The organism is Haloparvum alkalitolerans, from assembly GCF_050122995.1.
In the GTDB taxonomy this organism is placed as follows: domain Archaea; phylum Halobacteriota; class Halobacteria; order Halobacteriales; family Haloferacaceae; genus Haloparvum; species Haloparvum alkalitolerans.
In genome coordinates this window covers 151,866-170,375 of record NZ_JBNLIA010000005.1, presented here as the reverse complement: position 1 = coordinate 170,375, position 18,510 = coordinate 151,866, and the positions used below count along the sequence as shown (strand labels likewise).

General features: G+C 66.8%; 20 protein-coding genes. 14 read left to right on the top strand and 6 right to left on the bottom strand.

The genetic code is table 11. The features are described from left to right. From ACQE3L_RS08035 to ACQE3L_RS08025, 3 genes are all read right to left on the bottom strand, one after another. Positions 1 to 441, bottom strand: coding sequence for a DUF302 domain-containing protein (locus tag ACQE3L_RS08035; protein WP_426963300.1), 441 nt, complete (start codon positions 439 to 441; stop codon positions 1 to 3). Positions 442 to 700: 259 nt separating this feature from the next. Further along, entirely contained in the window at positions 701 to 1,300 is a 600-nt protein-coding gene (locus ACQE3L_RS08030; RefSeq protein WP_426963299.1) for a DsrE/DsrF/DrsH-like family protein, read from the bottom strand. A 2-nt stretch (positions 1,301 to 1,302) separates the two neighbouring features. Then, the gene (locus ACQE3L_RS08025; RefSeq protein ID WP_426963298.1) at positions 1,303 to 1,548 is read right to left on the bottom strand and encodes a sulfurtransferase TusA family protein; all 246 of its coding nucleotides are present in this window, start codon (positions 1,546 to 1,548) and stop codon (positions 1,303 to 1,305) included. A gap of 250 nt (positions 1,549 to 1,798) precedes the next feature. Between ACQE3L_RS08025 and ACQE3L_RS08020 the strand changes: the two genes are divergently transcribed. From ACQE3L_RS08020 to ACQE3L_RS07965, 12 genes are all read left to right on the top strand, one after another. After that, positions 1,799 to 2,992, top strand: a complete 1,194-nt coding sequence (locus ACQE3L_RS08020) for an MBL fold metallo-hydrolase (protein WP_426963297.1) — start codon at positions 1,799 to 1,801, stop codon at positions 2,990 to 2,992. A gap of 8 nt (positions 2,993 to 3,000) precedes the next feature. Further along, positions 3,001 to 3,558 carry a YeeE/YedE family protein gene (locus ACQE3L_RS08015; RefSeq protein ID WP_426963296.1) on the top strand — a complete coding sequence of 186 codons (558 nt, stop codon included), beginning with the start codon at positions 3,001 to 3,003 and terminating at the stop codon, positions 3,556 to 3,558. Further along, positions 3,558 to 4,016, top strand: a complete 459-nt coding sequence (locus tag ACQE3L_RS08010) for a YeeE/YedE family protein (RefSeq protein ID WP_426963295.1) — start codon at positions 3,558 to 3,560, stop codon at positions 4,014 to 4,016. The genes ACQE3L_RS08015 and ACQE3L_RS08010 overlap by 1 nt, the downstream gene beginning before the upstream one ends. A 7-nt stretch (positions 4,017 to 4,023) precedes the next feature. Next, entirely contained in the window at positions 4,024 to 5,199 is a 1,176-nt protein-coding gene (locus tag ACQE3L_RS08005) for an inorganic phosphate transporter (RefSeq protein ID WP_426963294.1), read from the top strand. A gap of 27 nt (positions 5,200 to 5,226) precedes the next feature. Next, on the top strand, positions 5,227 to 6,516 hold the full coding sequence (locus ACQE3L_RS08000) for an MFS transporter (RefSeq protein ID WP_426963292.1): 1,290 nt from the start codon (positions 5,227 to 5,229) through the stop codon (positions 6,514 to 6,516). Between the two features lie 586 nt (positions 6,517 to 7,102). Then, positions 7,103 to 7,267 (top strand): DUF7512 family protein, encoded by a 165-nt coding sequence (locus ACQE3L_RS07995; RefSeq protein ID WP_426963291.1) that lies wholly within the window; start codon positions 7,103 to 7,105, stop codon positions 7,265 to 7,267. Next, positions 7,257 to 8,315 (top strand): sulfite exporter TauE/SafE family protein, encoded by a 1,059-nt coding sequence (locus ACQE3L_RS07990; RefSeq protein WP_426963290.1) that lies wholly within the window; start codon positions 7,257 to 7,259, stop codon positions 8,313 to 8,315. The genes ACQE3L_RS07995 and ACQE3L_RS07990 overlap by 11 nt, the downstream gene beginning before the upstream one ends. A gap of 140 nt (positions 8,316 to 8,455) precedes the next feature. Next, the gene (locus tag ACQE3L_RS07985; protein ID WP_426963289.1) at positions 8,456 to 8,860 is read left to right on the top strand and encodes a helix-turn-helix domain-containing protein; all 405 of its coding nucleotides are present in this window, start codon (positions 8,456 to 8,458) and stop codon (positions 8,858 to 8,860) included. 195 nt (positions 8,861 to 9,055) lie between these two features. After that, positions 9,056 to 9,415, top strand: coding sequence for a thioredoxin (gene trxA, locus ACQE3L_RS07980; RefSeq protein ID WP_426963288.1), 360 nt, complete (start codon positions 9,056 to 9,058; stop codon positions 9,413 to 9,415). After that, positions 9,412 to 10,449 carry an NAD(P)/FAD-dependent oxidoreductase gene (locus ACQE3L_RS07975; RefSeq protein WP_426963287.1) on the top strand — a complete coding sequence of 346 codons (1,038 nt, stop codon included), beginning with the start codon at positions 9,412 to 9,414 and terminating at the stop codon, positions 10,447 to 10,449. Before trxA ends, ACQE3L_RS07975 begins: the two co-directional genes overlap by 4 nt. Positions 10,450 to 10,651: 202 nt before the next feature. Next, on the top strand, positions 10,652 to 11,476 hold the full coding sequence (locus ACQE3L_RS07970; RefSeq protein WP_426963286.1) for a ParA family protein: 825 nt from the start codon (positions 10,652 to 10,654) through the stop codon (positions 11,474 to 11,476). Beyond that, positions 11,469 to 11,990 carry a DUF7970 domain-containing protein gene (locus tag ACQE3L_RS07965; RefSeq protein ID WP_426963285.1) on the top strand — a complete coding sequence of 174 codons (522 nt, stop codon included), beginning with the start codon at positions 11,469 to 11,471 and terminating at the stop codon, positions 11,988 to 11,990. Before ACQE3L_RS07970 ends, ACQE3L_RS07965 begins: the two co-directional genes overlap by 8 nt. Positions 11,991 to 12,995: 1,005 nt before the next feature. Here ACQE3L_RS07965 and ACQE3L_RS07960 read toward each other — a convergent pair. Then, positions 12,996 to 14,324, bottom strand: coding sequence for a Cdc6/Cdc18 family protein (locus ACQE3L_RS07960; protein ID WP_426963284.1), 1,329 nt, complete (start codon positions 14,322 to 14,324; stop codon positions 12,996 to 12,998). Positions 14,325 to 15,084: 760 nt separating this feature from the next. On the opposite strand from ACQE3L_RS07960, the gene ACQE3L_RS07955 reads away from it, so the two are divergent. Beyond that, on the top strand, positions 15,085 to 15,573 hold the full coding sequence (locus tag ACQE3L_RS07955) for a hypothetical protein (protein WP_426963282.1): 489 nt from the start codon (positions 15,085 to 15,087) through the stop codon (positions 15,571 to 15,573). Between the two features lie 148 nt (positions 15,574 to 15,721). Further along, positions 15,722 to 16,132 carry a MaoC family dehydratase gene (locus tag ACQE3L_RS07950; RefSeq protein ID WP_426963280.1) on the top strand — a complete coding sequence of 137 codons (411 nt, stop codon included), beginning with the start codon at positions 15,722 to 15,724 and terminating at the stop codon, positions 16,130 to 16,132. A gap of 27 nt (positions 16,133 to 16,159) precedes the next feature. On the opposite strand, the gene ACQE3L_RS07945 is transcribed toward ACQE3L_RS07950, so the two are convergent. Both ACQE3L_RS07945 and ACQE3L_RS07940 read right to left on the bottom strand, forming a co-directional pair. Then, on the bottom strand, positions 16,160 to 17,182 hold the full coding sequence (locus ACQE3L_RS07945) for a 3-oxoacyl-ACP synthase (RefSeq protein ID WP_426963278.1): 1,023 nt from the start codon (positions 17,180 to 17,182) through the stop codon (positions 16,160 to 16,162). Positions 17,183 to 17,216: 34 nt separating this feature from the next. Further along, positions 17,217 to 18,377: a branched-chain amino acid ABC transporter permease gene (locus tag ACQE3L_RS07940; RefSeq protein ID WP_426963351.1), complete on the bottom strand. Its 1,161-nt coding sequence runs from the start codon at positions 18,375 to 18,377 to the stop codon at positions 17,217 to 17,219. Between the last annotated feature and the right edge of the window lie 133 nt (positions 18,378 to 18,510).

Genomic DNA, 18,510 nt, shown 5'->3' with positions numbered 1-18,510 from the left:
TTAGAGGTTCGAGAACGCCTCGTCGACGAGTTCGCCGGTGTCGGCGACGATGTCCGCCATCTCCTCGTCGTCGGGCGCCATCCCCACCAGGCGGGCGATCCGCATGATGGAGACGTGGTAGACGACCTGCGTTCCGGGTTCCTCCTCCCAGATGACGACGTTGCAGGCCATGAGCGCGCCGAGTTTGTTGTCCGTCGCGTCGAGGGCGCGGTCGGCGACCTCGGGGTTGCACGCGCCGAGCACGTAGTAGGGGTCGCGGCCCGCGTCGACCTTCTCGTTGAGCATCTCGGAGGGCGAGAACTCGACGGGGACGCCGAAGCCGGCGTCGGTGAACACGTCGCGGACGTGCTCGACGGCGTCCTCGTGGCTCATGTCGAGCGTCGCCCGCTCTTCGCCGATGTCCGCGGGGTCGATCTGGGTCGGGTCGATAGGGAGAGTCATTCGTGTGTTGTATTGTGTTTACAGAACAAAGTCTCTTCGGATGCGCAGCCGGCAGGACGCCGATCGGCCGTCGAGTCCGAGGACAGATGCCGGCGACTCCCGAGGACAGATACCGGCGAGTTCTCGAGGCCCGGATCCGGTGCCCACGGGTCGGAACCCCTGGTTAGCGGTGCCTCGAGCGTCGGCGGTCTCTCGCCGTTCGCCCCGTGGCAGCATCGCCGGCGCGAGAAATGGGATCCGTGAAGTCGGGCGGCAGCGATCAGACGAGCAGCTGAATGTCGGCGTCAGCCATGTCCTGGAGCGCGGTCGCCGCGCCGACGCCCGCAGTGACGCCGTCGTAGAAGTCGTCCTCGTCGTAGTCCATCAGGTCGATGGTCATCTGACAGGCCTGGAACTCGACGCCCATCTCGAGGCTCGTCTCGATGAGTTCCTCGATGGTGGCGGTGTCGTTGTCCGCGATCTTCTTCTCCATCATCTTCGTCGTCACGCGGTCCATCCCGGGGAGCGCGGCGACGGCGTTCGGCACCGGCATGTTGGGGTTGCCGACGGAGCTCAGCTTGAGGCTCTTCGAGCGCTCCTCGTGGAGGATCTCCAGCCCCCAGAACGTGTGGAAGACGGTGACCTCGTAGCCGAACGCGGCCGCGGTGCTGGCGAGGATGAGCGGCGGGTACGCCATGTCGAGCGTCCCCTTCGTCGCGATGATGCTCATCTTCTTGCCGTCCTCGCCCTCGGCCTCGGCGAGCGCGTCCTCGAGTTCGTCGACGCGCGCGGCCAGCTCCGCACGCGACGGCGGGTCGTCGGCCGGCGCGTCGTCGGCCGGCGCGTCGTCGGCCGGCGCCTCGGATGTGTCCGTACTCATCGTTACGCCGTCTTGCGGACGTAGTGTCTGTACACGTCGTCGCCCTCCTCCTGGTCGACGAGCTCGACGCCCGCGGTGCCGGCGGCCCAGCCGTCGATGTCGCTCATACTGCCGGGGTCAGTCGCCAGCACTTCGAGAACCTCGCCCTCGGCGAGACCGTCGATGGCGGCCTTCGTCTTCACCACTGGCATGGGACACGATGCGCCTTTCACGTCGAGCGTCTCGGTGATGTCGAATTCAGCACTCATTGGTTATCTGCTCCGTTAGTCTGTATTGGAGCTATCGCACAATACCCCCTGCCCAAGTAAAAGATTGTCGATTCTTGTGAACACCACCAACTATTGTATGCCCGAGAAATGCCACAGAACCCGCCAAAACCCGCTAACTGGGGGTTTTTGATGGCTCATTTCGGAGTATCAGCCCAGATAGTATTGTTTAGAATGTGGATTACTATGCAAACTCTTTTGTACGTCCATCCGGTAGAAGCGACTGCACAACATGAACGCCGACGACTTCCCGACTCCGGACGTCGACGTGGAATCCGTCGACCCCGAATCGCTCAAAGACCGTATCGACGCCGGCGAGGACGTGACGCTCCTCGACGCGCGCATGCAATCCGACTACGAGGAGTGGCACATCGACGGTGCGAACGTCACGTCGATCAACGCTCCGTACTTCGAGTTCCTCGAGGACGAGATCGACGAGGACGTCCTCGACCGGATCCCCGACGACCGCGAGGTGACCGTCCTGTGCGCGAAGGGCGGCGCCAGCGAGTTCGTCGCGGGCGCGCTCGCGGAACGCGGCTACGAGGTGAACCACCTCGAGGACGGCATGAACGGCTGGGCGAGCATCTACGAGGCCGTCGAGGTCGAGCGCTACGACGGCGCCGGGACGCTCGTCCAGTACCAGCGCCCCTCCTCGGGCTGTCTCGGCTACCTCCTCTACGACGACGGGGAGGCCGCGATCATCGACCCGCTGCGGGCGTTCACCGACCGCTACCTCGCGGACGCCGCCGATCTCGGCGTCGACCTGCGGTACGCGTTCGATACCCACGTCCACGCCGACCACATCTCGGGCGTTCGCGACATCGACGCGGAGGGCGTCGAGGGCGTCATTCCCGAGGCCGCGGTCGACCGCGGCATTACGTACGCAGACGACCTGATGACCGCGGCGGACGGCGACACCTTCGCCGTCGGTGACGCCACCATCGAGGCCGTCTCCACGCCCGGCCACACGACCGGGATGACCTCGTACCTCGTCGACGGGAGCCTGCTCGCGACCGGCGACGGGCTGTTCGTCGAGAGCGTCGCCCGCCCCGACCTCGAGGAAGGGGACGACGGCGCGCCCGACGCCGCCCGCACGCTCTACGAGTCGCTCCAGGAGCGCGTCCTGACGCTGCCCGACGACACGCTGATCGGGGGCGCCCACTTCAGCGACGCCGCCGAGCCCGCCGCCGACGGCACCTACACCGCGCCGATCGGCGAGCTCGTCGAGGGGATGGACGCGCTCACGATGGACGAAGGGGAGTTCGTCGACCTGATCCTCTCGGACATGCCCCCGCGACCGGCCAACTACGAGGAGATCATCGCGACGAACCTCGGCCAGAACGCCGTCGGCGACGAGGAAGCGTTCACCCTGGAGCTCGGGCCGAACAACTGCGCCGCCAGCCAGGACTCGCTCGCGGGTGACTAACGACGCCGATGGTCACTGACCCAGTACTGCTCCAGGCGGCCGCCGACCTCTTCCCCAACGGGATCAGTCGCTACGCCGTCGGCGGACTGCTCGTCGGCCTCGGGACCGTCCTGATCTACGTCGGGACGGGGATCCCGGCCGGGGCGAGCACGTTCCTGGAGTCGACGCTGTCGTACGTCTCCGACCAGTCCCGCTTCCAGCAGTACGTCGGCTCCCGGGACTGGCGGCTCGTGTTCACGGCCGGCATCGTCCTCGGCGGCCTGGCGTTCGCGGCGACGTTCCAGTCCGGGCTGGTCGCGAGCTCGCTGTACGAGCCCGGAACGACCGGGCAGCTCTACGAGGTCGCCGGCGTGACGCTGTGGACGACCGACGTTCAGCCGTGGCGGCTGTTCGTCGGCGGCGTCCTGGTCGGCATCGGCACCCGGATCGGTAAGGGGTGTACGTCCGGCCACGGCGTCTGTGGCGTCGGATCGGCCTCGAAGACGTCGCTGGTCGGCGTGGTGACGTTCCTGACCGTCGCGATCGGCACCGCACAGGTCGTCGCCGCGCTGGGGGTGAGCCCGTAATGGCGGACAGACATCCGCTGTTCAAGCCGCTGGTCTTCGTCGGCGGCCTCGTCTTCGGGTTCGGGCTCGGGTTCAGCCACATGGCGCGACCGGAGGTCGTGCTGAACTTCCTCCAGTTCGAGGACCTCGGCCTCCCGTTCGTGATGTTCGGGGCCGCCATCGTCTCCGGGATCGCGTTCGCCCTGCTGCCACGGATCCGGGACGCCGCGCCCCTGACGGGCGACCCATACGAGCGGCGCCTGAAGCCGTTCGACCGGAACGTCCTGGTCGGCGGCGCCGTCTTCGGCGTCGGCTGGGGGCTCTCCGGCATCTGTCCGGGCGCGGCGTACGCGAGCCTCGGCACCGGCAACATCGCGATCCTCTGGGCGCTCGCCGGGATGTTCCTCGGCGCGTACGCCCAGGGATACTGGCGAAGCCGCAGCCAGGCGCGTGACTCCGCCGTAACGGGCGCGGACTGACTCACGAATGGACCTCGCTCTCCTCGCCCTCTTCGTCGGTGCAGCGCTCGCCAGCCTGTTCATGGCGTGGGTCATCGGCGCCGGCTCCAGCGGCGCCACGCCGTACGCCCCCGCCGTCGGCGCGAACGCCATCGGGACCATGCGCGCCGCCTTCCTCGTCGGCGTGTTCGGCTTCGTCGGTGCCGTCACGCAGGGCGGCAGCGTCTCGGAAGCCGTCGGCAGCGGCCTCGTCGGCGGCATCAGCCTGCCCGTCGCCGGGGTCATCCTCGTGCTCGTGTTGGGCGCGGGGCTGATGGCGGTCGGCATCACGACCGGCTATCCGATCGCGACCGCGTTCACCGTGACCGGCGCGGTCATCGGCGTCGGCCTCGCGCTCGGCGGGACGCCGGTCTGGCCGAAGTACCGACAGATCGCCGCCGTCTGGGTGCTGACGCCGTTCGTCGGCGGTGGCATCGCGTTCGCCATCGCGAGCGTCCTCCCGCGTCCCGGCGTTCCCGAGCGGTACAGCGTTCCCGCTCTGGCCGGCCTCGTCGGGGGCGCCCTCGTGAACGTCCAGTTCAGCTTCCTGGGCGAGGGGAGCGCCTCCGGGACCCTCCGCGGTCTCGGACAGCAGATGCTGGCTATCGACGGGACTCCCTCGGCGGTCGGGATAACCGGCTTCGCGGCGCTGGCCGTCGCCACTGTCGTCTGGTGGGACATCAGCCGCGATGAACGCGGCGGGCTGCGGCGCGTGTTGCTCGCGCTCGGGTCGCTCGTGGCGTTCTCCGCGGGCGGGAGCCAGGTCGGTCTCGCCGTCGGGCCGCTGCTCCCGCTGCTCGAGGAGGTCGAGGTGGTGTCGACGTTCGCAGTGCTCGTCGGGGGCGGTTTGGGGATGCTCGTCGGCTCGTGGACGGGCGCGCCGCGGATGATCAAGTCGCTGGCGCAGGACTACTCGTCGCTCGGGCCGCGGCGCTCCATCTCGGCGCTCGTGCCGTCGTTCCTGATCGCACAGCTGGCCGTGCTGCTCGGGGTCCCCGTCTCGTTCAACGAGATCGTCGTCAGCGCCATCATCGGAAGCGGCGCCGCGGTCGGCGGTCGAGCGGCAGTGGACGCGCGAAAGATCCTCATGACCGTGGGGGCGTGGGCCGGGTCGTTCGGCCTCTCGTTCGCGCTCGCGTACGGCGCCGCGTTCCTCACGCTGTGACGCTGGACCAACAGAACTTCATCACCAATGAGTACGACAACTGAACTCAGACAAGGCATCCGCGAACACCTCGGACAGTTCTCGCTGCACGTCCTGCTCGTCTTCGCGACCGGACTGACCATCGGCTCCGAGCGAACCGTCGTCCCGGTGCTCGGGGAGGAGGCCCTCGGCGTCGAGTCGTTCCTCGTGATCGGCTCGTTCGTCGTCTCCTTCGGCATCGTGAAGTCGATCCTCAACCTCTACGCCGGCAAGTGGGGCGAGGAGTACGGCCGCAAGCCCGTGCTCGTCGCCGGGTGGGTGACGGCCCTCCCGCTGCCGGTCATCCTCATCTTCGCCCCGAGTTGGGGCTGGATCACCGTCGGGAACGTCCTGCTGGGGATCAACCAGGCGTTGACCTGGAGCATGGCGATCAACGCGAAGATCGACCTCGCGGGGCCCGACCAGCGCGGCCTCGCGGTCGGTATCGACGAGGCGTTCGGCTACACCGGCGTCGCCGTCGGCGCGTGGGTCACCGGCGTCATCGCCGGCCAGTGGGGATTGCGGCCCGAGCCGTTCTACTTCCTCGGCGCCGTCGTCGTGCTGGCGCTGCTCATCTCCGTCTTCCTGATCGCGGAGACCGTCCAGTACGCGCGGGCCGAGGGCGACGACGACGACCACGACGCGAACCTGCCGTTCGAGGAGGTGCTGAAGCGGGCGACCTACGGCGACCGGACGCTGTTCGCGGCGGCGCAGGCCGGCCACGTCGAGAACTTCGTCGACACGCTGTTCTGGATCGCCGTCCCGCTGTACCTGACGAGTCAGGGGCTCGGCATCGCGGCGGTGGGGGTCGTCGTGGGCGTCCACAGCGCGATGTACTTCCTCCAGATCGCGACCGGCGGCCTCGCGGACCGCATCGGTCGCCGTTCACCGGTGATCTGGGGGATGTTCCTCGCCGGTGCTGGCGTCCTCGGGATGGTGCTCGTCGAGGGGTACCTCCCGTGGGCCGTGCTGGCCGGCGTCTCCGGGCTCGGGATGGCGCTTCTATACCCGAACCTGATGACGGTCCCCAGCGACGCCGCGCACCCGACGTGGCGCTCGGCGGGGATGGGCGTCTACCGGATGTGGCGTGATTCCGGCTACGCCGTCGGCGCGGTCCTGATCGGGCTCTCGATGGAGCTCGTGAGCGCGGCCGCCGCGTTCTACCTGACCGCGGCCCTGATGTTCCTCTCCGGCGGCGTGGTGTACGTGTGGATGGAGGAAACGCATCCCGAGTTCGGGACGCACGAGCCGCCCGCACCCGCGCCGTCCGGGGATGGTCGGGCCGGCACGGGAGACTGACGGGTCGCTTCGGCCGGTTTTCTGAGGCTCGCAGACGTTCTCAAGGGGTTTCGACAGCGAGTGGTGACGAAGTCGGTGCGGTCGAGTGGTGGCATCCAGTACGAAAGCCCAAGCCGCGCTCGGTACGGCGCATTTTTGAGTCTGTCTCGGTCGCTGATCCTGTTACTCGGAACGACGACACACAGAAAGTCCCACTCCCGCACCGCGACCGCACCGCGACCGCACCGCGACCGCACCGCGACCGCACCGCAGCCTCGCCCCTCCCCAGCCTCGGCCGCGGGCCGGCCGCGAAACAGCACCGTACGCAGGCGGCCGGCCCGCGCCCTCCCTCGCGCGCGTTCCTCGCGCGCGCCCACCGTCAGTAGCCGGTGAACGTGAAACGTGGAAGTGAACGACCAGCAGGTGGATCCTGGAGCGGATCGGTACGATACGTTCTCGATAAGTTATCGGTACTCCGGCCGAGGTTATCCGGATATAGTATTGTACAGTAACCCCAAAACCGTTATAGGCACAAGGCGGGTAGGGGGTGTTGAGCAGAAATGTTCCAACAGCGAATTTCCGCACTCGACTGTCGGAGGGAGAATCGATGGCAGGACTAGAGATCCCCACGTGGGACCCGGAGACGGCCGTGCTTATCGGCACGATCCTCCTCGAAGCGATCGTGTTGTACGTGGGCTACGGCGGGCTCGAACGACTCTTCGGACCCCATCTCATGCGACTCGTGGTCGGAGGTGATGCGGATGCTCGATAGCCTCCTCGACGGACTCGGCATCGCCGGGACGAGTCCCGAGATGCTGGCGCTGTTCGTCGGGTTCGGCCTCGTCGTCGGGGTACTGTTCGGGTTCTTCGGCATGGGCGGGTCGTTCCTCGTGACGCCGGCCCTGCTGATGCTGGATTACCCGGCGCCGGTCGCGGTCGGGAGCGGGATGGCGTTCGTCTTCGGGACGGCGGTCATCGCGACCCTGAAACACCACGACCTCGGGCAGGTCGACTACAAGCTCGGCGCGATAATGATCACCGGGACGACCATCGGGATCGAGGCCGGCCGCGCGAGCGTCTACTACCTCGAGTCGCTGGGACTCGCCGGCGGGATCATCAGCGTCGCCTACGTCGTCCTGCTCGGCGGCGTCGGGGCGATGGTGACTCGCGACGCCCTGAACGGCGACGGTGGCGGTGGGATCGACCACGAAGCGACCGATCAGGACCTCAGCGAGTACGAGATCCCCGAGATCGCGAAAACGATCCAGCGGACCGTCCGGATCCCGCCGATGGTGACGCTCCGCGGCGACGTCCGCGTCTCCGCGTGGGTCATCACGGCCGTCGCCTTCGCGACCGGCCTCCTGTCGGGCTTTCTCGGGGTCGGTGGCGGCTTCATCCGGATGCCGGCGATGATCTACGCGATCGGCGTCCCGGTGCCGGTCGCGGTCGGAACGGACCTCTTCGAGATCGTCTTCTCCGGCGGTCTCGGGAGCTACCTCTACGGACAGGGCGGGGGCGTGAACCTCGGGATCGTCGTCCCGCTGCTGTTCGGGAGCGCACTCGGTGCGCGTGTCGGGTCCGCCGCGACCGCCGTCGTCGACGCGGACGGGATCAAGATCTACTTCGGCGGGATGCTCCTGATCGGCGCCGTAGCGGTCGGTATCGGCGAGATCGGTTCCTACATCGGGAGCCCGACCCTCGAACTGGTCGGGCTGGTGCTCGTCATCGGTGCGGCGGTCGTCGTCGCGTTCGCGATCCTCTACACCGCGATCTCCTCGCTCCGAGTGAAACGCACCGAGCGAGCGGCCACTGCGGAGTGATCTCGCTCGACCGACCCCGACTCGACGCACACTGACGACCACTCCGATCCCGGGTCGTCATCCCGCTCGGTTCATCGCGAAATTGTGCAACCTGTGCAAAAGTCTTTTAACGGCACAGCGTCTACGAGGAACCGATAACAATGCCAGATTCGATGTCCGAACAGCTCCGCCGGGACATGGAGTGCGAGGGGCTACTGGAGTGCTTCCACGGCCTCAAGGAACTCGATAAGGAGTGCTTCAGGGCGCTCGTCGAGTCCGAGGAACCGCTGACGGTCGACGAGATCGCCGACGCGGTCGACCGCGAGCGCTCGACCGCCTACCGGGCAGTCCAGCGGCTGCTCCAGACCGGGTTCATCGAGAAGGACCAGATCAACTACGACCAGGGCGGCTACTACCACGTCTACTCGCCGACGGACCCCTCAAAGATAGCCGACGACATGCAGCGGCTGCTCAACGACTGGTACGCCAAGATGGGGCAGCTCATCCAGGAGTTCGAGACCAAGTACGAACAGTCCGACACTGCGGCCCCGGCCGCCGAAAGCTAACGCACCCGGTTCTCTCTCGTCGGGTTCCGCTTCTCCCGGTCGTAGAGCTTCTCCCGGTTGAAGGACTTCTCCAGACCGTGGGCTGACTACTGTATGAGACGTCGCACGACCGCCATTTCTGGCGAGCTCCCCCGCCAAGTAGTATTGTGTATATTGCCCAAATCTTTAATTACTTCTGGTGCGTACGGACTGGTGATGGCAACAGACACCGCATCCGACGCCGGTACCGCGACCGCGAACGAACCGCTCTACGTCGACGGGCAGTCACGGTTCGACGAGATCGTTGCGGACCACGACGTCGTCCTCGTGGACTTCTACGCCGACTGGTGTGGGCCGTGCCAGATGCTCGAACCGACCGTGGAGACGCTGGCTGCCGAGACCGACGCGACCGTGGCGAAAGTCGACGTCGACGCCAACCAGCAGCTCGCTGCTGCCTACGGCGTCCAGGGCGTTCCCACGCTGGTCCTGTTCGACGACGGTGAGCAGGTCGAGCAAGTCGTCGGTCTCCAGGGCGAAGATCAGCTCCGCGCGCTCATCGAGACCCACACCGAATGACTGAGGACATCCACGACCTCGTCATCGCCGGGTCGGGCGTCGCCGGCCTCTCGGCCGCAGTCTACGCTGCGCGGGCCGACCTCAACCCCCTCGTCCTCGAAGGCGACGAGCCGGGCGGCCAACTCGCGCTGACGACCGACGTCGAGAACTACCTCGGCTTCCCCGACGGCGTCGGCGGTATGGACCTCGTCCAGCGCGGGAAAGAGCAGGCCGAGCGGTTCGGCGCGCAGTTTCGATTCGGTCGGATCGAGGACGCGGAGCTGGACGGCCAGCCCCTGGAGCTGTCGCTGTCGACCGGCGACACGGTCTCCACGCGGTCGCTGATCGTCGCGACCGGGGCGAGCGCCCGCTGGGTCGGTGCCGAAAACGAGGACGAACTGATGGGACACGGGCTGTCGACGTGCGCGACCTGTGACGGGGCCTTCCACCGCGGCGACGACGTGCTCGTCGTCGGCGGGGGCGACAGCGCGATGGAGGAAGCGCTGTTCCTCGCGAAGTTCGCCGATTCCGTGACGGTCGTCCACCGCCGCGAAGAGCTGCGTGCCTCCGAGATCATGGCCGATCGCGCCCGCGAACACGACGATATTGGCTTCCGGTGGAACACTGAACTCGAAGCCATCCACGGCTCCCAAACGGAGGGGGTCACCGGGGCCACGCTCGTCGCTCACCCCGAGGGATATCCGGGAGAGAAGGCGGAGTCCGGGATGAACGTCGAGCGGGAGACGGTCGAGGTGGGCGGCGTGTTCTACGCGGTCGGCCACACGCCGAACACGCAGTTCCTCGACGGCACCGGCGTCGAACGGGACGAGAGCGGCTACATCTTTACGCGGACCGACGACGCCGGGCGGCCCACGGCCCACACGGCGGTTGACGGGGTGTTCGCTGCCGGCGACGTCGCGGACCCCCGCTATCGACAGGCGATTACGTCCGCCGGCACCGGCAGTATGGCCGCTCTCGACGCCGAAGAGTTCCTCGAGGCGCTTCCGTACGCGGACGAGTCGATGGCAACCGCCTCGGCAGAGGCGGTCCCGTGATCGACCGTCCGCTCCCGTCGAACTAGAAATTTTAGAAATTCTGAAAATCTCGTGAGGTTTGCGCATTTTGGACATGGTTAAGTAGGCGGGATGTGTGGGACGCAACGATGACGAGAGCGCACGAGCCAGCCACCGATCGTCGCTCGCGGACGCCGACACTGGGGTCCGGGAACGGACGGCGATGTCGAGGAGGGGTCGAGTAATGGGCCGAGCGGTCAGCGTCTCGCTCCAGAAGGGCGGCGTCGGGAAGACCACGGTCGCGATCAACCTCGCGGACGCGCTCGCGGCGCGCGACAACGAGGTGCTGCTCGTGGACTTAGACCAGCAGGGGAACGCGACCGAGGGGGTCGGTCTCAAGGACGTCTACGAGAACGCGAGCCCGAACGTCGGCGACGTGCTCACGGACTCGGACCCCGTCGACGCCCGCGAGGTGATCGTCGACCGCGACGCGTTCGACGTGTTGCCGGCCCACGTCGACCTGGACGAGACCGCGGAGAAGATCCGGAACTCGACGTTCGGGATGCTGTGGGTGCGCCGGCGCATCGTCGAACCGCTGCTGGACGAGGCGTACGACTACGTCGTGATCGACTCGCCGCCCAGCCTGGGTCCCCTCTCTGACGCCTCGCTCATCGGCGCCGGGAACGTCGTCGTCCCGCTGTTGATGAGCGAACCGAGCGTGAGCGGGTTCGAGCGCATGTGGGAACACCAAGTCGTACCGATCCGCAACGAGGTCGAACTCGACCTGCTGGCTATCGTGCCGAACGATCTCAGCGGCAACAACGAGGAAAAGCGGATCATCCGCGACCTCGAGGAGTCGCAGTTCGGGGCGTACCTGCCCGCGTTCTGTCGCTCCGCCGAGTTCGACGACCCGGACTCCCCGGGTCCGGGGATCCGCCACCGGATCGCGTTCAGCCGGGCGTGGCGCGAGGGGAAGACCCTCCGCGAGTACGACCCGGACAGCGACATGCTCGATCGGCTCGACGAGCTCGCGCGGATCGTCGAGGAGGGAGGCGTGGCCGATGCCTGACGAGAACCGCTTCGCCGGGCTGACCGACGCGATGGAAGAGGAAGCTGAGGCCGACGAGCCGGAGGCCGACGAGGCGGAGGCCGACGAAGCGACCGATGACGCTGGCGAACCCGCCGCTGACGCCGAATCGGCGGCCGATGCCGACTCCGGTTCCGACTCCGCGGCCGGTTCCGAATCGGCCGCGGCCGACGCGGATGAGGCGGAGGACGCGGACGCCGAGGGTGACGCCGAAGGGGGCGCCGCGCCCGACGACGGGGAGACCGCGGACGACGTGGACCCCGCCGAAGTGCCGGCGTTCGCGTTCGAGGAGGCGTCGCCGAAGTCCATCTACGTGCGCGACGAAACGCTCGCGTTGCTGGAGGACGCGGAGTTCGAGGTCGAGGCCGCGCTCCGGCGGGACCGACAGATCCGAAACGTGACCGGGCGGGAGTTCCACGACGCCGCCGTTCGCGTCATCGCCGACCACGCGGAGGAGGTCGCCGAGGAGATCGTCCGCCTTCGCGAAGAGGAGTGAGAAGAGATTTCGCACCGATGGAGCGTCTCACAGTGAATGACGGAGTTTTTCGCAGTGACCCCCGTCGCCCTGCGTCCGACCCATAACTCCGGGCGGAAACCGTTCGACGATCGTCGGGTGGCTCTTGCGACCGTGCCTTCATGACCCCGGTTGGGGACGGTCCGTGCGCCACGACGCTGGTCGGGATCCCGCGGGAACACACCGGTCTGCAAGTGTTCCGGGAGTGAGCCTCGGCGAGAGGTCCGGTTCGATCCGCACACACCACCGTGCAAGTGTTCCTGACCCCGATCTCGGGGCACTGACCTCGGTCTTGAGGCACCTGACCGCCCGACCATCCGACAACCAGTTATTCGACCACGGCTGTCGCACCACCTTCGTGCGACGATCCGTCGTTCCGTCGTTCTCCCAGTCAGTTTGGCGCTCTCGCCGTCGATCCGCCCTTCTCCTCGTCGTTCTTCGACGATAGCTGTCGACCCGGACACCTCCTTGCAAGTGTTCCGGAGGGGGGAGCGCTGAGGGGATCGGACGGGTCACACCCACCACCCTGCAAGTGTTCTGAGTCCGGGGAGAGACGTTGGTTAGAGGATCGTCCGACACACACCCACCACCCTGCAAGTGTTCTAAGGAGAGAGAAGACAGGAGAGAGAAGAGGAGGAGAGAGAAGACCAAGAGAAAAAGAAGCAGCAAAAGGCGGGAAAGACGATCGCGAACGGGGAATCGGACCGACACCCACCACCTTGCAAGTGTTCCGGCCGGGGAATCCGGGTCGACGAATCCGAGTCGGTGAATCCGGCACCGACCGGAGAACTCGGTCGACGGAGCGGGACTGACACCCACCACCCTGCAAGTGTTCTGTGGTGGCGTAGTGAGACGGATGTACACGGACACACCACCCTGCAAGTGTTCTGAGTTCCGGACGGGAGAAGGGACGGCGCTAGACGGCAGAGCGCGGATGCCGGTGACTGCGGAGCGACGAATATCGTGATTAGTGGAAGCAGAGGGCTGTCAGGTGAACCGCCAGAGGTTCTGCTGGGTTTCGTCGGAGCCGTGGGGGGCCTCGTAGGAGGTCGCCTCGCCCTCCTTGTGGTGCTGGAGGATCTCCCAGACGTTGCTGGGGAGGGCGTCGCTGTAGTCCGATTTCTGTGCCGCGTTGATGATGTCCGCGGGGTCGTCGGTGACGTTGTAGATGTAGCGGCGGCCGCCCTTGCGGCCGAGGTTCTGCTCGGAGGAGCGGACGAGCCCCTGCATGCTGAGCTGGTCGAGGAACTCGTAGACCTTGCGCTCGGACTTGACGCGGCGCCCGATCGACTCCGCGAGGGAGCTGTAGAGGGTGTAGATCCGCTTCGTCCGCGCGTCGTGGTCCGGCTCGATGATCGCGAGGGTCGTCGCGAGGTACGTGAGCGACTGCTGGGAGCTGAGGTCCTGGCTGAAGTAGTTGAGAATTTCGTCGGTCTCGATGGTCTCGGTCGCGCGGCGCGTGTGCTCTTCGGTAACGCGGCCGGACCCCTCCATGCGGGCGTACTCGCCCGCCTTCTCGAGGATCTTCAGCCCCTGTCGGACGTCCCCGCGCTCCTGCGCGGAGAACGCGGCCGCGAGCGGCACCACGTCGTCGGTGAGCACGTCGTCTTTGAACGCGATGTCGGCGTAGTAGCCGAGGATGTCGCGGAGCTCGTTGGCGTCGTACGGCCCGAACTTGATCTCGCGTTCGCCGAGCGTCGACTTCACCTTCGGCTCCAGCGCGTCGACGAATTTGAGGTCGTTCGAGATGCCGATGAGTCCGATCTTCGCCTCCTCGATGGGCGTGTTCTCGCTGGCCTCCGCCCGCGGGAGTTCGTAGAGGAAGTCGTTGCGGGCGTCCGGCGGGATGTTGTCGATCTCGTCGAGGATGATCAGGACGTTGCCGCCGACGGCCTCGATCTCCTGGTAGAGGAAATCGAAGACGGTGTCGGTGCTGTATCCGCTCTTCGGGAGTTTGTCCTCGGGTTCGCGGAACTCGTTAACCAGTCCGTTGACGAGCCGATACGCGGACTTGTAGTTGCGACAGTTGATCGGGCCGATGACCTCCAGCGGGACGGCCTCCTCCGCCGCCTTCTCCAACAGTTTGTCGCGTACCCACTTCGTGACCGCGGTCTTCCCGACGCCCGTCGGACCGTAGACGAAGACGTTGTTCGGATCGTGTCCGACGACCACGTCCTGCAGGGCGTTGATGTAGAGGCCGATCTCGTCGTCGCGATGGAAGATCGTGTCGGGGTCGAAGGTGTCCTTCTTCAGTGGTTGTTTCAGTTCGAAGATGGGGTCCTCGGCTTCGAACGGGTTCTCGTCGGTCTCGACCATTCGTCGTACCCATACGACTCGTCCATGATAAATCCTCGCCACCACCCTACAAGTGTTTCAACTGTTCTGGATCGGACCGACGAACGAACACACACACACCACCCTGCAAGTGTTCTTGGAGGGTAACGGTGGGTGGGGGGATGGTGGTGGGGGGATGGTGATGGGGCTGTGATGGTGGGCGGATAGTGGTGGGAGAATGGTAGTGAGGGAGTGGGAACGGTAGAATAAGAGAGAATGCGGGTTTGATAGACGAATGATCGTCGAGTGTTAAACAGTCGTTAAGTATCGGGTCTGCCACTACCGTCGCACCCTCCTTTCTCCCTTATTCTCCTCTGCTCTTTCTTACTCTCCTCTACTCTTCTACAACACACACTACAGGATCGATCTATAATTATATTATATACTTTTTGGTCCCGGAGTTTGTGGCCTGTTATGTATATTGGGCAACAACGGTTATAGTGGCTCTATTACTGGTACTCGGGTTTTATTATAGGATTCATTAACCTTCTCTGAGTGGTTTATATACTTCCGACTTTCGTCGATTCCCCATCTCTTTCGTTTCTGTTCTCGGACAGGGGTCAAGTCCCCCCGACGACACCCCCTCCACTACACCCACCCCCCACCTCCCTCCCCCAAGAACACTTGCAGGGTGGTGTGTGTGTGTTCGTTCCCTCACTCCGCTCGGGCGGTCGCGTCCGCCGAACCAGTTCCGACTCTCGGGGAAGTTCTTTAACTCCGGCCGCGGTACGTAGAGACAGTCATGGCCGCAGAGAGCCGGGACGACGGCTGGCGGCGGGACCCGCCGAGCATCGTCGCTCGCGTCGTCGGCGACCTCCAGGGCGGCTCCAACGACGCGGTCGATCCCGATCTCGTGGCAGAGGTGGTCGACCGTCACTTCGACATCGAGGAGGAGGAGCTCCGGACGCTCGCCGAGAGGCTTCAGGACCGGGGCGTCCTCGAGGACCACTACTCCGACTGGCGGAACCCCGCCCAGCCGACCTGCGGCGTCACCTCGCTGTGGTCCGCGAAGGACGCGGTGACGGACGTCATCGACGATCAGGACGACGGCGCGGGCGTCCGCGGAACGGCGGTCGTCGACCGCGCCAGCGAGGCGGAGGGCGTCTCGCCGTACGCGGCCGAAATCGCGCTGTTCAAACTCTACTCCGAGGGCGAAGTGTACGCGGCCTCGCCCGCGGACGGAACCACCGCGGAGATCGGCAACTCGCGCTGGAAACTCGTCGACTTTTGACGGCGCCCTCTCGGTGATCCGCGAACGCGGTACCCTCCGTGAAAGCGGCACCCTCCGCGAACACGTCACCCTCCGCGAACGCGGCGACCATCCGGAGGTTCAGCGTCGAACCTCCGGCTTGAACCGACGGGGGCGCGTTCACACGGACATGCCCGTCGCGACTACAGACGACACGGCGACCGCGGAGCGCACGATCACGGCCGACGCGATAGACGCCTTCGCGGAAATCTCCGGGGACCACAACCCCATCCACACCGACGAGACGTACGCCGACGAGACGATGTTCGGTGGTCGGATCGCCCACGGGATCCTCTCCGCGGGCGTCATCAGCGCCGCGCTCGCGGAGCTCCCCGGAGACGTGATCTACCTCTCGCAGGACCTTTCGTTCGAGGCGCCCGTGCGACCGGGGGACCGGGTCGTCGCGACCGCGACCGTCGTCGAGGAACTCGGGGGCGACCGCGTCCGCGTCGAGACGACTGCGACGGTCCCCGACCGCGAGGAGGAGACCGTCCTCACCGGGGAGGCGGTCGTGCTGTCGGTACTCCACGAGAGCGACTGACCGGGAGCGCGCAGCACCCGGAGTCGCCTACGCTCGCCAGCGGAGCGCGGTCGCGGCCCACGTGTAGCCGGTCCCGGCACCGAGCAGTAGCACCACGTCGCCGTCGTCGATCCGCCCGCGTTCGAGCCCCTCCTCGACGGCGAGGATCTGGTCGGCGCTCTGCACGTGACCGTAGCGGTCGAGGTAGAAGCCGTCCTCGGCGGGATCGACGCCCAATTCCTCCAGCACGCGCTCGTGGAACGACCGCTTCATGTGGGTGAGCGCGACGAACCCCACGTCCTCGCGGGCGAAGCCGGACCTTTCCAGCGCCGCGTCAGCGACCTCCAGAAACGCCGGGAGCGAGACCGGTCCCAGCCGCTCCTTCATGCTGTCGGGATCCGCCACGTCGAGGGCGTGCTCGCCGGCGTCGACCGTCTCCGCGCTCGGCGGGGCGACGGACCCGCCCGCGGGCATCACTACGTCCCGGGAGAATGAGCCGTCGGTCTTCGCGGCGCTCTCGTGGACCGTGGCTCGGGCGTCATTCCCGGGATCGGCCTCCAACACCATCGCGCTCGCGCCGCTCCCGAAGTTGAACATGAACGACGAGTCGGGGTTCGCGTAGTCGACGAGGTCCTCCTCGCGACTCGCGGCCACCAGCAGCGCGGTGTCGACGTGGTCGACCTGCAGCTGCGCGGCCGCCTGCCGGACGGCGATCGGTGCCCCGGCACAGAGCGTGTAGCTCTCGGTCGCGAAGGCGTTCTCGGCGCCGAGCCGGTCGGCTACGTCGGCCGCGGCGCTCCAGACCACGTGGTCTTTGAACTCCGAGCCGTGGTACAACAGCAGGTCGACGTCCGCGGCGGCGACGCCGGCGTCCGCGAGCGCTTCTTCCGCGGCCGCGACGGACATGTCCGAGGCGTGGTCCGCGTCGGGCGGGCAGACCCGCTTCTCGACGACGCCCATCTTCTCGACGACGACCGCCTCGGGGATCCCGCTCTCGGCGGCGATCTCCTCGCCGGTCACGACGCCGTCCGGGACGTAAGTCCCGAAGCCCGTGAGGCCGACCGTCGTCACGGCGACCACCACCGAGAAGAACCGACGGCGGCCGTCACGGCGACCACCTCCGCAACCGTTCGGCGGCGGCCTCCGCGACGGTCCCGCCGAGGCGGTCCCGGAGCGTCCCGAGCAGGCCGCGCGGAACGAACAGCACGAAGGCGATGAAGATCAGGCCCAGGTAGAGCTCGGCGCGGCCGTCGATCAGGACGTTGACGACAGTTACGACCTCCATGCCAGCCACGTCGGCGGTCAGCAGCGACTCGGGGAGCGTCTCGCGGAGGTAGCGCGCGAGGCCGCCCGATTCGGTCGTCAGCATGTCGCCGACGGTCTCGTGGAACAGGTGGCCGTACAGCGGGCCCGCGAGCGTCCCGAACCCGCCGATGATCGACGCCAGCAGCGCGTCGGCGGTGACGAACAGGTCGAACGTGCTGGACGGCGCCACGGAGCGGCGGTATCCAGCGAACAGCGCCCCCGCCACCGCCGCGAACGCGCCGCTGATGGCGAACGCGCCCATCTTGTAGCGGAAGGTGTCGTACCCCACCGCTCGGGCCCGTTCCTCGTTCTCGCGAACCGCGACCATCACGCGCCCGAACGGCGAGTGGAGCACGCGCTGGAGCGCGAGGTAGCACAGCAGCGTCACGGCGCCGATCAGGTAGTAGGAGAGCTCCGCGGTGCCGAGCTCGATCCCGAGCCCGAAGGCGTTCTCGACGCTGTCGCCCACCAGCCGACCGATGCTCCACTGCAGGTCATCCACGCCCGGCACGCCGATCGCGAAGCCGTCCGGCGACGTGACCGCGGCGCCGTCGCGCGGGTTGTCGGAGACGCGGTCCCAGTTCCGGATGAACACGTGCGCGACCTCCGCGAAGCCGAGCGTCACCATCGCGAAGTAGACGCCGGTCAGCCGGAAGGAGACGGAGCCGACGAGGAGCGCGAACGCCGCGCCCAGAAGCGCCGCCACGACGAGCAGCGTCATGAACGACGTCTCCGCCCCAACGAGCGGGAGCGCGCCGTTGGCGGCCATCACGACGAGGTACGCGCCGGTGCCGTAGAACATCGCGTGGCCGAACGAGAGATAGCCGGTGTACCCCGACACGAAGTCGAAGCTCATCGCGAACAGCCCGACGTAGAAGACGGCGATCATCGTCCGCACGCGCGGCAGCAGCACCGCGAACTCGTCGCCGAGCGGTGACCCGATCAGTGCTCCGTACACCAGCGGGTAGAGCCCGAACGCCAGGACGACCGCCGCGTGGACGACGTGGTCGCGCAGGTAGCTGACCGCGGCCTCGCGCGGGCCGTCCGGCCGGTCGATGCGGTCGTCGGTGGTCGCTCCCGCCGACTCGTTCGCT

What these genes read in the sequence shown, in the direction of transcription:
- ACQE3L_RS08035 (WP_426963300.1), bottom strand. Translation starts at nt 441, where the DNA reads ATGACTCTCCCTATCGACCCGACCCAGATCGACCCCGCGGACATCGGC.
- ACQE3L_RS08030 (WP_426963299.1), bottom strand. Translation starts at nt 1,300, where the DNA reads ATGAGTACGGACACATCCGAGGCGCCGGCCGACGACGCGCCGGCCGAC.
- ACQE3L_RS08025 (WP_426963298.1), bottom strand. Translation starts at nt 1,548, where the DNA reads ATGAGTGCTGAATTCGACATCACCGAGACGCTCGACGTGAAAGGCGCA.
- ACQE3L_RS08020 (WP_426963297.1), top strand. Translation starts at nt 1,799, where the DNA reads ATGAACGCCGACGACTTCCCGACTCCGGACGTCGACGTGGAATCCGTC.
- ACQE3L_RS08015 (WP_426963296.1), top strand. Translation starts at nt 3,001, where the DNA reads ATGGTCACTGACCCAGTACTGCTCCAGGCGGCCGCCGACCTCTTCCCC.
- ACQE3L_RS08010 (WP_426963295.1), top strand. Translation starts at nt 3,558, where the DNA reads ATGGCGGACAGACATCCGCTGTTCAAGCCGCTGGTCTTCGTCGGCGGC.
- ACQE3L_RS08005 (WP_426963294.1), top strand. Translation starts at nt 4,024, where the DNA reads ATGGACCTCGCTCTCCTCGCCCTCTTCGTCGGTGCAGCGCTCGCCAGC.
- ACQE3L_RS08000 (WP_426963292.1), top strand. Translation starts at nt 5,227, where the DNA reads ATGAGTACGACAACTGAACTCAGACAAGGCATCCGCGAACACCTCGGA.
- ACQE3L_RS07995 (WP_426963291.1), top strand. Translation starts at nt 7,103, where the DNA reads ATGGCAGGACTAGAGATCCCCACGTGGGACCCGGAGACGGCCGTGCTT.
- ACQE3L_RS07990 (WP_426963290.1), top strand. Translation starts at nt 7,257, where the DNA reads ATGCTCGATAGCCTCCTCGACGGACTCGGCATCGCCGGGACGAGTCCC.
- ACQE3L_RS07985 (WP_426963289.1), top strand. Translation starts at nt 8,456, where the DNA reads ATGCCAGATTCGATGTCCGAACAGCTCCGCCGGGACATGGAGTGCGAG.
- trxA (WP_426963288.1), top strand. Translation starts at nt 9,056, where the DNA reads ATGGCAACAGACACCGCATCCGACGCCGGTACCGCGACCGCGAACGAA.
- ACQE3L_RS07975 (WP_426963287.1), top strand. Translation starts at nt 9,412, where the DNA reads ATGACTGAGGACATCCACGACCTCGTCATCGCCGGGTCGGGCGTCGCC.
- ACQE3L_RS07970 (WP_426963286.1), top strand. Translation starts at nt 10,652, where the DNA reads ATGGGCCGAGCGGTCAGCGTCTCGCTCCAGAAGGGCGGCGTCGGGAAG.
- ACQE3L_RS07965 (WP_426963285.1), top strand. Translation starts at nt 11,469, where the DNA reads ATGCCTGACGAGAACCGCTTCGCCGGGCTGACCGACGCGATGGAAGAG.
- ACQE3L_RS07960 (WP_426963284.1), bottom strand. Translation starts at nt 14,324, where the DNA reads ATGGTCGAGACCGACGAGAACCCGTTCGAAGCCGAGGACCCCATCTTC.
- ACQE3L_RS07955 (WP_426963282.1), top strand. Translation starts at nt 15,085, where the DNA reads ATGGCCGCAGAGAGCCGGGACGACGGCTGGCGGCGGGACCCGCCGAGC.
- ACQE3L_RS07950 (WP_426963280.1), top strand. Translation starts at nt 15,722, where the DNA reads ATGCCCGTCGCGACTACAGACGACACGGCGACCGCGGAGCGCACGATC.